Raw genomic sequence first — 13,526 nt, forward strand, 5'->3', positions numbered from 1 at the left:
GAATATACCGGCCCTTTCGCGGACAAGTCCGCTCCCACGGCCTTCGGCCAGAATCAAGAGCAGACTTATGTATAACGCCGAGCATTCTGCGTGGTAATGCCGTTCTGGACGCTCTGCGTCCGTTTGAAAATCAAATACGCCGGTGTGCCGCTCCCGCGTGCCGTTCCGGCAATCGATCCGTACCTTCCGGAAACAGTTTTTTGCGCAGGCTGCCGTCTTCGTAAGCGGTCTTGTAGGACCCGCGGCGTTGCAACTCCGGGATCACCAGATCGATGAAGTCCTCGTAACTCTCTGGCGTGACGATGCGGGTCAGGTTGAAACCGTCCAGGCCGGTTTCTGCAATCCACGATTCCAGCTCATCAGCGACCTGTTCAGGCGAGCCGACCAGGGTGATATAACGGCCGCCCAGCGCGTGCTGATCGAGCAGTTTCTGGCGGGTCCAGTCGTTGTTTTTCAGGTTTCTGGTCGCGGACTGAATGGCGTTGCTCTTCACGTACTGAATGGGTTCGTCCAGTTCGTACTCTGCAAAGTCGATACCGGTCGACGCCGCAAAGTGCGCCACGCCTGCTTCGGCGCTGGCATGGTGGCGGTACTCGGCGTGTTTCTCCCGAGCCAGCGCCTCGGTCGCGGCGACAATGACGTTAAGGCCCATGAACACCTTGATGTCCTCCGGGTTGCGCCCGGTCTTCACTGCGCTGGCGCGCACCTTGTCTACCTGCTCGCGGGTCGCGGTCTTGTTCTGGCCGCTGATGAACACGCATTCTGCGTTTTGCCCGGCAAATTGCAGGCCGCGCTCCGAACTGCCGGCCTGAAACAGCACTGGCGTGCGTTGCGGTGACGGCTCGCACAGGTGGTAGCCCTCGACCTGATAGAACTCGCCCTGGTGCCGTACCTTGTGCACCTTGCCCGGCTGGGCATAGACGCGCTGCTCGCGGTCATTGATGACGGCATCGTCTTCCCAGCTGCCTTCCCAGAGCTTGTAGAGCACCTCCAGGTATTCATCGGCCTGATCGTAACGGCGGTCGTGCTCGTTCTGCTCGGTGAGACCCATCGCCCGCGCCGCGCTGTCGAGGTAGCCGGTCACGATGTTCCAGCCCACCCGGCCACGGCTCAGATGATCGAGTGTCGACATGCGCCTGGCGAACAGATAGGGCGCGTCGTAGGTCAGGTTGGCCGTCAGGCCAAAGCCCAGGTGTCTGGTCACGCCAGCCATTGCCGAAACCAGCAGCAGCGGGTCGTTGACCGGTAACTGGATGGCTTCCTTGAGGGTGACGTCCACCGAGTTTTGATAGACGTCGTACACGCCCACGATGTCGGCGATGAACAAACCGTCAAACAGACCACGTTCCAGCAGTTTCGCCAGCTCGGTCCAGTATTCCAGGCTGTTGAATTGCGTTGAGGTATCACGCGGATGCGTCCACAGACCATGATTGATATGGCCGATGCAGTTCATGTTGAACGCGTTGAGGAGGATCTTTTTACGCGCCATCAGATCGTCCCCCGCAACGGAGGGTTGGTGTCGTTGAGGTAGTAATTGCCGATGGCGTGAAACTTCCAGCGCACCGGATCGTGCAGCGTATGAACGCGCGCATTGCGCCAGTGGCGATCCAGGCCGTGTTCAGCCAGTGTCGATTGACTGCCAGCCAGTTCGAACAACGTGCTGCCGGCCGCCAGGGAAATCTCCGTGCTGATGGCGCGGGCTTCGGCAACGGCTATCGAGGCGGCGGCCACGGTTTCGGCATTGCTGTCTGCCTGGGCAACGTCGAGAAACTCCCCGGCGCGCTCGAGCAGCGCTTCGGCGGCGTGCAGGCGAATACCCAGCTTGCCGAAGCTGTGCAGCGTCAGCGGGTCGTCCACGGCCTTTTCGATACCCGAGTCGATCCACGGCCGGGTGCGCGTCTGCACGAAGGTCAGGGCGTCCTCAAAGGCTGCGCGGGCGATGCCGGTGTCGATCGCGGCATGAAGAATCTGCGCCAGCGGCCCGACCGTAGTGGGGCGCTGGAAAGCGCTCTGGAACGGCACGACGTCGTTGGCGCGGACGTACACGTTGTCGAACAGCACCGAGCCGCTGCCCGTGGTGCGCTGCCCGAAACCGCTCCAGTCGTCGATGACGGTCAGGCCTTCGCTGTCATGCGCTACGAAAACCAGTTGCTGCACACCCTCGTCGTCGATCACCGAGGTGGGAATACGTTGCGCGTACAGCGCGCCGGTCGCGTAGAACTTGCGGCCATTGATGCGATAACCGTCGCCGTCACGGGTCAGGCGAGTGGTGCGGTCATGTGCCGTTTTGGTTCCCAGTTCGGCCAGCGCGTTGCCGAACCGCACGCCAGCCAGCGCCTCGGCATACAGTTGCGCCTGTTGCTGCGGGTTGCCGTTCACGCGCAGCACTTCGAGGGCATAGAAATGGTTTTGCGGAATCTGGCCCAGCGAGCCATCGGCTTCGGAAATCAGCTGGATCACCTTGGCCAGGGTAACGTTTGAAACACCCGCGCCGCCAAAGGCCTTCGGGACACTGATGCCCCACAGACCGGACTGACTGAACAGGTCGAGTTCGGCATGAGGCAAACGACGCTCGCGGTCGCGTTGTGCGCTGTCGGTCTTGAAGTGCAGGGCCAGTTCGCGGGCTGTTTGCAGGGCCTGAGCGTCACTGGTAATCAGCGCTGCGTTGTCGCGCGCCTGAAGGTTGGAACTCATCAAAGGTGTTCTCCAGTGGTCTGGTTCAGATCCAGGAATGGCGAGCAGGCAGGGTGCCGTTCAAATGCCAGGTGCCGACTGCGTGGTATTTCCAGCGCACCGGGTCGTGGAGGGTATGGACGCGTGCGTTACGCCAGTGGCGGTCGAGATTGAACTCGGCCAGGGTCGCGCGGCTGCCCGCCAGTTCGAACAGCTTTTCGCTGGCCAACAAGGAGATTTCGGTGGTCAGCACCTTGGCACGCGCCACGGCAATGGAAGCGCGCGCTGCCGAGTGCTCGTCTATGGGCGCAGCGTTGATTTCGTCGAGTTCCTGACCCGCCTTGCGCAGTAACGCTTCGGCGGCGTGCAGCTCAAGTTTCAGCTTGCCGATGTCGGCGATCACATAGAGATCGTCGCTGGCACGCTCGACATTGGCGTCGATCCACGGACGGGATTTCTCGCGAACGAACGCAATCGCATCATCAATTGCACCGCGAGCAATGCCCGCGTCTATCGCAGCCTGGATCAACTGCGATACCGCACCCTGAATATTGGGCGTCAGGGCCAGACGCCAGTTGTCGACCACCTGCCCGGCGTCGACCGCAACATTGTCGAGCAGCACGGTACCGCTTGCGGTGGTGCGCTGGCCAAAGCCCGACCAATCATCGACGATGCGCAGCCCCGGTGTGCCGCGTTTGACGAAGGCCATGATCTGCCGGCCCTGATCATCCAGCGCCTTGACCGCGACCCAATGCGCAAACAACGCGCCGGTGGAATAGAATTTTTGTCCGGTGATGGTCAGGCGGTCGCCATTGGCGGTGATCCGTGCCTTGAGTTCCAGCGTGTTTTTGGTGCCACGCTCCGGCCCGGCGTTGCCGATGCGCCAGCCGTCCAGCACGCTCTGAAACAGTGTTTTTTTCTGCTGTTCGGTGGCGCTGCCCTGCAGCAGGTGCAGGATGCCAAACTGATTTTGCGGAATTTGTCCCAATGCGGGGTCGGCAGCAGAAATAATCCTGAACACCTCGGCCACCGTGACGAACGATACTTGCGGCCCGCCGTACGCGCGCGGGATGGATATGCTGCCCAGTCCGCTACGGGTGAATTGTTCGATTTCAGCCCACGGCAAAGCGCGTTGCCGGTCGCGGTTTGCAGCGTTGATCCTGGCTGCCGCTGCCAGTTCATGAGCGGCTGCAATGGCCTCGGCGTCGTTTTGCAACACCTTGGCCGCAAGCAGTCGGGGCGCTACGTCAGGCTCTTGTGAAGCCTCGACGTGGTGGGCTGCTACCGCCGTCGGATCAGACTCGCGTCGCTCACCGTCAGTAGGTACAGCCCTGGGTTTATCCACAGGGGTAGTTGTGAAAGGGACCATCGGAACCTCGTAGCAGTAGACCGCATCAAGTGCGGCTGGAAAACATCACGATGTCCGGTGGTCCGGTATATATACCCTAAGCGTGTATAAAATTTTTTAAAACGTGCTTTTTGGAATAAGCATAGACAGTAATTGTCAGTCGTCTGCGTCCGTTCAGCGCCTCAACCGACGTCACCCCACGTGCCAGACCGAGGTGCAGAATCAAATGCGAAATGAACACCGCTGACGCCTGCGCGATTTCGCCGTTTATTGCATGCGCGGCATAGGTTTAAAAAGTAGCGGACATAAGTTACCAATGTTTATTTTATTGATGACTGCTATTACCGCGCCGGCTATTTTGCAGGTGATTTTTTCAGGAGCCTCGATTATTCGATTCGTCGTATTCAATCAGTGTAATGGCCCAGTGGCTGAACCCGTATTACCCGTGGCGGAGCCCAGAGCGAGTTGTTACCCACTCGGTCTATAACACAGTAAGTCACTTCCAGTTGTTGTTCCTCTCCGCCTTCCAGTATCAGCGCGGGCGGCACGACCAGATCGACAGGCTCACCGACGTCTTCGGCAACAAGCGGCGGCAGGTCCATACGCAAATCGCCCCAGCGCACAGTGATCTCGTCGTGGACAGCCATGTTCAGGTACGGCTCGATGGTCATCGGTAAACCGCCTTCCAGGTGCCTGCGCGACAGTCCTCGACGTATTACCGATGGCACAACATACAGGGGTGCCAGCCCCTGGTTTTCTTCCGTGTTGGTGCTGACCAATTGCCCGCCTGGTGCGTTCAGCTTCACCCATAGCTTGCGGCAGGGCGAGGTTATGGGCAAACCGCCTATTTTCATGACCCGGTAGTAAGTTCTTGCTTTGCCGTTCTGTAGAAAGCTTTCCGGCACGCGTAGGACAACGGGTTTGCCGACGTCGGATGCCTTCAATATTTTTGACGCGACGTAACAGCCGTCCCAGAACAGTTCGATCAGGTCTCCCTCGTCCATGCTGTCATAGGGGGCCACATGAACAAGCAGTTGAGAGGCACCTCTCACGCCTATGCCATGTCGGCTGGCCAGCGGTATGGAAGGGGCTGACAGGCCCAGAGGGGTCGGTTTGCAAATGATTTGGCTCATGTACGGGTGCTCCTGATAATCAATAGTTTAAGTAACGATTCGTCATAAATTGTCATGTTGAAGTAATAAGAGGTGCGCTTAAGGCGGTGGGATAAGTACCTTAAATATCCAACTTATGGCAAACATTACAAATGGTATGAAAAGAGGGCTTGAAACTTTAGTGTCTCACTAACTGAGTGATATGTATGAGCTAATGGGCTTTGCAGGCACTTGTCAATATGTGGGTGGCGTTTGCTAGTGTTTTACTTGAAAACCGGAGACTTCCTACACGGTTTATTTGGAACTGTTTACTTCGCGATAAACAACCGTCCTACCACAAAGTACCAATAGCAACAGGCAGTGACCGACGGAGGAGGGCTCAGAAGAGTGTGTTCGGCAAGGGGCGTGTGTCTCAGGCCAGCCGACTACGAATCAGGTATGAGAGCTGACGTAGGCCGATTTTATTATTTCGATGATTTTTCGGAAAATTACGCGGGAATTGAGCAAGGATCTTGAACGATTAACGCCTTCTGAAATGTAAGAAAAAAGCAGCGCCGTTGATGGACGCTGCTTTTTTGGGGACCTACCGGCATGATCAGTGACGAGTGCGCTCAAGAAACTGCCGTGTGCGCTCTTCCTTAGGGTCGGCGAACAGTGCTTTGGCTTCGCCTTGCTCCACGATCACCCCCTTGTCGATGAAGATCACCCGGTTGGCGACCTCCCGTGCAAAGCTCATCTCGTGGGTGACGATCACCATCGTGCGCTTTTCTTCGGCCAGGGCGCGAATAGTGGTCAGCACCTCGCCAACCAGTTCCGGGTCCAGTGCCGAGGTTGGCTCGTCGAACAGAATCACTTGCGGCTCCATCGCCAGCGCCCGTGCAATCGCCACGCGCTGCTGCTGCCCGCCCGAGAGACGACGCGGGTAGGCGTCTTCCTTGCCGGTCAGACCGACCTTGGCGAGCAGTTTCCTGCCCAGCGCCTCGGCGGCTTCCCGCGCGACCTTCTTGACCACTACCGGGCCTTCAATGACGTTTTCCAGCGCTGTGCGATGCGGAAACAGATTGAAGTTCTGAAACACGAACCCTACCTGCTGGCGCAACTGGCGAATCAACCCCTGTTGCTGGTTCATGGAACGTGTGCCATCGATCTCGATGTCGCCCACCTTGATCCTGCCGCTATCCGGTGTCTCCAGCAGGTTCAGGCAGCGCAGCAGGGTGGTCTTGCCCGAGCCACTGGGACCGATGATGGCGACGACTTCCCCGGCTTCGATACGCAGATCGATGCCCTTGAGCACCTGATTGCCCTTGAATTTCTTGGTGAGTTTTTCAACGACTATCATGCGTCAGGTCTCCAGATCATGCCGGTTGACCCTGGCTTCCAGCTTGTTTTGCAGGTGCGAGAGCGCCGTGGCAAGGATCCAGTAGATCAGTGCGGCGGCCAGGTACATGGTGAAAATTTCAAAGGTGCGTGCGGTGATCAACTGCGCCTGGCGGAACAGCTCCGGCACCTGAATGGTGGCGGCCAGCGCGGTGTCCTTGACCAGCGAAATGAAGCTGTTGCCCAGCGGCGGCAAGGCCGTGCGTGCTGCTTGCGGCAGTATGGCCCGGCGCATGGTCTGCCAGCGGGTCATGCCGATGCTTGCGGCAGCCTCCCACTGACCGCGTTCCACAGAGCTGATGGCCGCACGCAGAATTTCACAAGCATAAGCGGCCATGTTCAACGAAAAGCCGATCAGTGCCGCGCTCAGGGGTTCAAGCTGGATACCCAGTTCCGGCAGGCCGTAATAAATCACGAACAGCTGAACCAGCAAGGGCGTACCGCGAAAGAACGACACGTAGATGCGTGCAATCCAGTTCACCAGTTTGAGGCGCGACAGGCGCATCAATGCCAGGCCGAAGCCCAGCAGCAATCCGAAAAACATCCCGCCCAGGCTGAGGAAGACGGTGTAATACGCGCCCTTGAGCAGAAAGGGCGCGGAGTCCAGCGCGAGCTGAAGGCTCTCTTCGATCATTTGGTGACGTCAGCGTTGAAGTATTTCTTCGACAGTTTTTCCAGGGTGCCGTCGGCGCGCAGTTTGTCGATCGCCTTGTCGATAGCTGCCTGCAACTCGGGTTCGCCTTTGCGCAGGGCAATGCCGGACTCCTGACGGGAAAACGCGTCACCTGCGGGCACCAGTTTGTTTTTGGTCTTGGTGGCCATTTCCAGAGCTGCCAGACGGTCAACGAGAATCGCGTCGATACGGCCTACACTCAGGTCCTGAATTTTGCTCGGGTCATCGTCATAGGTTTTGACGATTGCGCCCGGGACGTTTTCCTTCAACCATTGTTCGTAGTTGGTGCCCAGCCCCACGCCAACCTTCTTGCCGGTCAGGTCCTTGGCTGTCTTGATGGTGTCTGCGTTCTTCTTCAGAACCAGCGCCTGAATGCCGGACACGGTGTAGGGCTCGGAGAAGTCGTACTTCTTCTTGCGCTCCTCGGAGATGGTCACCTGATTGATCACCACATCCAGACGCTTGGAATCCAGAGCGGCCAGAATGCCGTCCCATTTCGATGGCTGGATCTTGGCTTTCACACCCAGTTCCTTGGCCAGCGCTTCGGAAAACTCTACTTCGAAGCCGGTGAGCTTGCCGTTTTCATCGACGAAGCTGAACGGCGGGTAAGTGCCTTCAAGGCCCACATTAAGCGTGCCGCTATCCTTGATTTTCTGCAGTTGCTCGCCAGCCATGGCTTGCCCGGCGATACCGGTACCGAGCATCAAGCCCAGTGCCGAGAAAAGAAACGTGCGACGAATAGCGGAAATGTTCATGCGAGCCCCTTGTTGGTATGGAAGTGTCTGGCCATTTTCTGACCCGACTCAAGCAACATCGTGCTGATTATTAAGCTTTTTTTCAGGCAGTTACGTCAGGTGTTGCGTCAGAGTTGTTGCCTGCCGGGCGCGACTATATAGCCATCTGCTTATGAGGAAAAATAACAAAAAAAGTTATTTTTCCTATCAAAAGGCATAAAAGCTGCGCCGGCTGAAAAGTTACTGATCAAACGCATCCGGGTAGGCAAACAGCGCCGGAGCACCGCCAGTGTGTAGAAAGATCAGCGGGCCGTCGTTGAAGCGTTGACGGCCAATGCCATCCAGCAAGCCGGACATGGCCTTGCCGGTATAAACCGGGTCCAGCAACAGCCCTTCATGGCTGGCCACCAGCTTGATCGCTGCCAGCGTACCGGCGTTCGGCTCTCCATAACGCGGAGCGAAATATTCGTCCCACAGTTCAACCTTGAAGTGCTCTGGCAGGGCGATATCCAGTAATTCTGCCGTACGCTCGGCCAAGCCCTGCACTTTGGGCAGTTGTGCTTCTTCACTGCGCGAAACAGTCACGCCGATAACCGGCAATTGCGGCAACTCGTGAGCCAGCGCCAACGCCAGGCCGCTGTGGGTGCCCGCGCTGCCGGAGGCCAGAACAACCGCCGCAAAGTCGATGCCGGTCTGCTTGATCTGCTCGGCCAGTTCCAGCCCGGCGCGAACATAACCCAGCGCACCGACCGGGCTTGAGCCACCGATGGGTACCAGATAAGGCTTCTTGCCGCTGGAGCGCAGACGCGCAGCCAGCGCGTGCAGTTGTTCGTCGGCGTTGTCGAGGTTTTCGACCAGCTCGACCTTGGCATCGAACAGCTCCAGCAGCAGGCGATTGCCGTTTTTCAGGTAACTCGGGTCTTCAGTGCCGATGGGGTTTTCCAGCAGCGCCACGCAGCCAAGGCCCAGGCGCGCCGCCAGGGCAGCAGTCTGGCGAACATGGTTGGACTGGATAGCGCCCGCAGTGATCAGCGTGTCGGCACCTTGGGCCAGCGCGTCTGCGGCGAGGTATTCAAGTTTGCGAACCTTGTTGCCGCCCAGCGCCAGGGTGGTGGTGTCATCACGCTTGATGTAGATATCGCGATCTGCCCAGATCGACAGGCGCTCAAGCTTTTCCAGAGCCGTCGGCGCGCTGATCAAGTCCAGGCGATTGAAACGGGCAAGCTGATTTTTGATCATGGTGGTCGGTAAGCCGTGTAGAGAGTCACCGGACTATAGGCAGACGTTTCCCGCACGGCAACTTATCTGTGCTCACTGCTCTGTTGGCGTATTCCTACAGAAATTGTTGTTTTTTTCGTCTGAATGTTTGCCGTAGAGTGGCAACAGCAGCGGCCAGCACTGTCGGTCGCCACCCTTCACATCAAGGAGAGTCAAGCGTGAGCGATATTCCAGAAGCATCCGCCGACGGCAGTTCCAGCCACTGGCAGTTGCAGCGGATCGTCAGCCAGTTGCGCGGCGCGCGTGAAGACTGGCGGGCGCGCAACCGTCGGGTAAGCGGCGAGCACGGCGGGCGCGAACTGCCTTCGCGTGCAGCCATGGGCGAAATTCTTGAAGCGCTGAGCGGGGCGTTGTTCCCGATGCGGCTTGGCCCGGTGGACCTGCGTGAAGAAAGCGAAGATTTTTACGTGGGGCATACGCTGGATGTGGCACTCAATGCGCTGCTGGCCCAGGCCCGCCTGGAGCTGCGCTACGTCGCCCATCAGCAGGGCGGTGACCTGAAGAGCATCGATGCGCGAGCGCTCGAGCTGATTCAGGGTTTCGCCATGGCCCTGCCGGGTATTCGTCTGTTACTGGACACTGACGTGCTGGCCGCCTACCACGGCGACCCGGCCGCACGCAGCGTCGATGAAGTGCTGCTGTGCTACCCCGGCATTCTGGCGGTGATCCACCATCGTCTGGCGCACCATTTGTATCGCGCCGGTTTGCCATTGCTGGCGCGCATCAGCTCGGAGATCGCCCATTCGGCGACCGGTATCGATATTCATCCGGGCGCGCAGATCGGCCCGAGCTTCTTTATCGACCATGGAACAGGCGTGGTAATTGGCGAAACCGCGATCATCGGCGAGCGGGTGCGGATCTATCAGGCCGTGACCCTGGGCGCCAAGCGCTTCCCGTCGGACGAGGACGGCCAGTTGCAGAAAGGCCATGCACGGCATCCAATCGTTGAAGACGACGTGGTGATCTACGCGGGTGCGACCATTCTGGGGCGCATCACCATCGGTAAGGGCTCGACCATCGGCGGCAATGTCTGGCTGACCCGCAGCGTACCGGCGGGCTGCAACCTGACCCAGGCCAATTTGCTGCAACAGGATGATTGCAGCAAGAAGTGAGATCGCTCCGTTATCAGATCACCTTCACTGCCCGGCCGATGAACTGGATCGGCCCGGTAGGCTTGCCTATTGGCGAACCGGTAGATTTCTCCAGAGTCAGTTCGAACAGCTGATTGGGTTGCAGTGGCGGCAGTTTGTCCAGCGGAACATGCAGGCTCTGACCCGGCTTGACCAGCCCGAGTGAGACCGGGCCTTGCCAGTCGTCACCCTTGGTCCAGAACTCCAGCGCCTTGTCGTTCGGAACCTCGAACACGCCAAGCGGAATAAGCTGGATTTCCTGCGAGTTGCTGGCTTGCACGACCCAGCCGGGAGCCTTGTCCTGCGGCCCGACCAATACCACGAGGTAGGACGGTTGCGCCGGCGCGCGGGTCAGCAACGTCATGCCCAGCACCAGCGACGCCGCTAATCCGGCACCCGCCAGCCCCCGCCAGACCGACAGGTTGTCCCACCAGCGCACTCGCTGCCTGTGCAGCGCTTTGGCGGGTGCTGCCAGCTCCAGCAAGTTACGTTCGATGCGATCCCACAGGCCGGGCGATGGCGTAACCGGTTCGGCCAACTCTGTCAGGGGCAGCAGGCGCTGCTCCCAAGCGTCGATGGCCGCCTGCAGATCAGGCTCGTGGGGCAGGCGACGCTCTACGTCGAGCCTTTCCTGTGCCGACAGGGTGCCGAGCACATACTCGCCCGCCAGGTCATGAATGTCGTCGTCTAAAGGCCGGTTCATCCCATGCACTCCCGCAAAGCCGTCAGGCTGCGCTTGATCCAGGCTTTGACCGTACCCAATGGCGCGCCGATCTTCTGCGCGATTTCCTGATGCGAATAGCCGTCTACGTAAGCGTGAAAGATACAGTTTCGGCGTACCGGCTCGAGTTGCTCCATGCATGAAGTCATCCGTCCTGGATTGACCCGCCAATCGAAAGCATCCCCGGTTTCCTGCCAGCCTTCCAGGGTTGCCTGTTCGTGATAATCGTCGCTGCCGTCATCCCCGACACGTACCTCGCGCGCCGTGTTGCGCAGCGTGTTCAGCGCAAGATGCCGGGTCACGCTGAATATCCAGCCACGCGCCGAACCGCGCGCCGCGTCGAAGCTGGCCGCGTGGCTCCAGATTTTCAGGAATGCGTCATGCACGATGTCTTCAGCCAGCGCCCGGTCACGCACCAGCCGCTGAGCGACGCCGAGCAGCCGCGCGCTTTCCTGTTTATAAAGACGCTGCAAGGCCTGCTTGTCACCGCGAGCGCAGGCCTGCAACGTTGCTTCGTAATCAAAGAGAGATTCGTGCGAGGACAAGATGATCCGCCATCCAAGGAAGACTACTGCCTCGCTGACATCACGAGGCTCCCGTGCAGCAGCATAGCCTACTGTTGCACGGTCACCTGATTAAGCGCATTGATCAGCTGGCGGTCCAGAACAGGTAATCGGCCTGATACTTGACCACTTCCTTCGCGCCCTTGTTGCTCTCTGCACAGGCTTTGGCCGGGGCTACGCCGCCTTTCAAGGCCACGCGCTGAATGTAAGTGACGCCCGTCATTGCGCCCTTGCCTTCAGCCGGGTTGGCCTTGACCAGTTGGTACGGCAGGTTGCCTGCGCTCGACGGGGCCACAGCAACCTGAGTACCGGTCAGTTTCGAGCCGTCTTTGGCTTCCCAGGTGGCCGGTGGGCCGTAGTAGGTGCCGACCTGTTTGCCGCTCTTGTCATTGAGCACGGCCTTGGGACCGACGAATGCCCACTCCATCTCGTTGGGCATGTTGGCTTTGGCGCGGCACTCGTAAGTGATCTCGCCAACCCCGGTGGTGGTCATGCTGACTTTGTTGCCGGCCGGTACCCGGACGCTTTCGGGCAGGTCAGTCTGAGCCATGGCAATGGATGACAGGCAAGTGAAAGCCAGGGTGCTACCAGCAAGGCAGAGCAAGCGTTTTGCGTTCATGCAGAAATCTCCAGATTGTTTAACCGCGCTCAGCAACTCGAAGTGGCTGCTGAATGTACTACCCGCGAGAAACCCATCCGGATGCAGTGATTTGAAAATTTTTTTTTCAGTGCCGGCTGAAACGGCTGCGCAGCAGCAAAATACCGGCAATTGCCGCGAGGCCCGAGCCGATCAGCACACCGACTTTTACTTCATCGATCAGGTGCTGCGAACCAGGAAACGCCAGGTTGCCGATGAACAGGCTCATGGTAAAGCCGATGCCGCACAAAATAGCGACGCCGTACAACTGCACCCAATTGCTGCCTTCCGGCAATGTCGCCAGCCCGGCACGAATCGCCAGCACTGCGGCAAGGAACACTCCGATCTGCTTGCCGACGAACAGGCCCAACGCGACACCCAGCGGCACCGGGTCGATCAGGTTTGCCAGGGTGATGCCGGAAAGTGATACACCCGCATTGGCAAAACCGAAGATCGGCACCACGGCGAACGCCACCCAGTAATGCATCTTTTCTTCAAGAAACAGCAGCGGCGAGCGTGCTTCCTCCTCGGGCTTGCCCATCGGGATGCACAGCGCCAGCGCCACACCGGCCAGCGTGGCGTGTACGCCCGATTGCAGGACGAAGAACCATAGCAGTGCGCCGAGCAGCAAATAGGGCAGCAGGCGGCGGACGTTCAGGCGATTCAGCGCGATCAGTACGGCGAGGGTCGCGAATGCGGCGGCCAGCATCGGCAGGTTAAGCCCCGAGCTGTAGAAAAACGCGATGATGGTTACAGCACCCAAGTCATCGAGAATCGCCAGCGCGGCCAGAAAGACCTTCAGCGAGGTCGGCACCCGACTGCCCAGCAGCGACAGCACTCCGAGGGCGAAGGCGATGTCGGTGGCCGCTGGAATCGCCCAGCCGCTGAGGGTTTGCGGGTTGCCCCAGTTAATCGCGATGTAGATCAGCGCAGGCACCAGCATGCCGCCCGCCGCTGCAAAGCCGGGCAGGGCGCGTTGTCCCCAGGTTGCCAGGCCGCCGGCCAGCACTTCGCGTTTGATCTCCAGGCCGACCATCAGAAAAAAGATGGCCATCAGCCCGTCGTTGATCCACAGCTCCACCGACAGGCCCAGCCAGACGCTGTGCAGAATCGAGAAGTAGCTCGCTGAGAGAGGAGAGTTGGCGACGATAAGGGCGGCCAGCGCCGCCGCCATCAAGACGATGCCGCCTGCTGATTCGGAGGCGAGGAAACGGGTGAGGACGGCAACGCCTCTGGGCGTTTCCCGGTTGGAAACTTGAGTCATGGTCATCCTTGAGTGC

Annotated in this window: 13 protein-coding genes; 1 reads left to right on the forward strand and 12 read right to left on the reverse strand. The window is 59.2% G+C overall.

Translation table 11 applies throughout. The features are described from left to right. Positions 1 to 130: 130 nt before the first annotated feature. The 8 genes from RYC18_RS24635 to RYC18_RS24670 all read right to left on the reverse strand — a co-directional run bounded on the left by RYC18_RS24635 (position 131) and on the right by RYC18_RS24670 (position 9,156). On the reverse strand, positions 131 to 1,489 hold the full coding sequence (locus tag RYC18_RS24635; protein ID WP_005743152.1) for an LLM class flavin-dependent oxidoreductase: 1,359 nt from the start codon (positions 1,487 to 1,489) through the stop codon (positions 131 to 133). Beyond that, a complete protein-coding gene (locus RYC18_RS24640; RefSeq protein ID WP_005743150.1) occupies positions 1,489 to 2,694 on the reverse strand; it encodes an SfnB family sulfur acquisition oxidoreductase in 1,206 nt (401 codons plus the stop codon). Before RYC18_RS24640 ends, RYC18_RS24635 begins: the two co-directional genes overlap by 1 nt. A gap of 25 nt (positions 2,695 to 2,719) precedes the next feature. After that, on the reverse strand, positions 2,720 to 3,892 hold the full coding sequence (locus tag RYC18_RS24645) for an SfnB family sulfur acquisition oxidoreductase (RefSeq protein ID WP_004654156.1): 1,173 nt from the start codon (positions 3,890 to 3,892) through the stop codon (positions 2,720 to 2,722). Positions 3,893 to 4,425: 533 nt separating this feature from the next. Then, the gene (locus RYC18_RS24650; RefSeq protein ID WP_016982752.1) at positions 4,426 to 5,154 is read right to left on the reverse strand and encodes a hypothetical protein; all 729 of its coding nucleotides are present in this window, start codon (positions 5,152 to 5,154) and stop codon (positions 4,426 to 4,428) included. A gap of 574 nt (positions 5,155 to 5,728) precedes the next feature. Then, the gene (tcyN, locus tag RYC18_RS24655; protein ID WP_005743147.1) at positions 5,729 to 6,472 is read right to left on the reverse strand and encodes an L-cystine ABC transporter ATP-binding protein TcyN; all 744 of its coding nucleotides are present in this window, start codon (positions 6,470 to 6,472) and stop codon (positions 5,729 to 5,731) included. Positions 6,473 to 6,475: 3 nt separating this feature from the next. After that, positions 6,476 to 7,144: a cystine ABC transporter permease gene (gene tcyL, locus RYC18_RS24660; RefSeq protein ID WP_002551604.1), complete on the reverse strand. Its 669-nt coding sequence runs from the start codon at positions 7,142 to 7,144 to the stop codon at positions 6,476 to 6,478. Next, positions 7,141 to 7,938, reverse strand: a complete 798-nt coding sequence (tcyJ, locus tag RYC18_RS24665) for a cystine ABC transporter substrate-binding protein (protein WP_005778615.1) — start codon at positions 7,936 to 7,938, stop codon at positions 7,141 to 7,143. The genes tcyL and tcyJ overlap by 4 nt, the downstream gene beginning before the upstream one ends. 219 nt (positions 7,939 to 8,157) lie before the next feature. After that, positions 8,158 to 9,156: a D-cysteine desulfhydrase gene (locus RYC18_RS24670; RefSeq protein WP_002551606.1), complete on the reverse strand. Its 999-nt coding sequence runs from the start codon at positions 9,154 to 9,156 to the stop codon at positions 8,158 to 8,160. A 197-nt stretch (positions 9,157 to 9,353) separates the two neighbouring features. On the opposite strand from RYC18_RS24670, the gene epsC reads away from it, so the two are divergent. Continuing rightward, complete coding sequence (gene epsC / locus RYC18_RS24675) at positions 9,354 to 10,307, forward strand: serine O-acetyltransferase EpsC (protein WP_002551607.1); 954 nt, start codon at positions 9,354 to 9,356, stop codon at positions 10,305 to 10,307. 13 nt (positions 10,308 to 10,320) lie between these two features. Here the strand turns inward: epsC and RYC18_RS24680 are convergent, their stop codons facing one another. The 4 genes from RYC18_RS24680 to nhaA form a co-directional block, all read right to left on the reverse strand. Further along, positions 10,321 to 11,028 carry an anti-sigma factor domain-containing protein gene (locus RYC18_RS24680; RefSeq protein WP_316886958.1) on the reverse strand — a complete coding sequence of 236 codons (708 nt, stop codon included), beginning with the start codon at positions 11,026 to 11,028 and terminating at the stop codon, positions 10,321 to 10,323. Next, a complete protein-coding gene (locus RYC18_RS24685; protein WP_316886959.1) occupies positions 11,025 to 11,591 on the reverse strand; it encodes a sigma-70 family RNA polymerase sigma factor in 567 nt (188 codons plus the stop codon). The genes RYC18_RS24680 and RYC18_RS24685 overlap by 4 nt, the downstream gene beginning before the upstream one ends. Positions 11,592 to 11,694: 103 nt before the next feature. After that, complete coding sequence (locus RYC18_RS24690; RefSeq protein ID WP_005730965.1) at positions 11,695 to 12,228, reverse strand: DUF3455 domain-containing protein; 534 nt, start codon at positions 12,226 to 12,228, stop codon at positions 11,695 to 11,697. Positions 12,229 to 12,334: 106 nt separating this feature from the next. After that, complete coding sequence (gene nhaA / locus RYC18_RS24695; RefSeq protein WP_016982753.1) at positions 12,335 to 13,510, reverse strand: Na+/H+ antiporter NhaA; 1,176 nt, start codon at positions 13,508 to 13,510, stop codon at positions 12,335 to 12,337. Positions 13,511 to 13,526: the final 16 nt, after the last annotated feature.

This window comes from Pseudomonas syringae group sp. 247E2, assembly GCF_032587795.1.
Lineage (GTDB): Bacteria > Pseudomonadota > Gammaproteobacteria > Pseudomonadales > Pseudomonadaceae > Aquipseudomonas > Aquipseudomonas amygdali.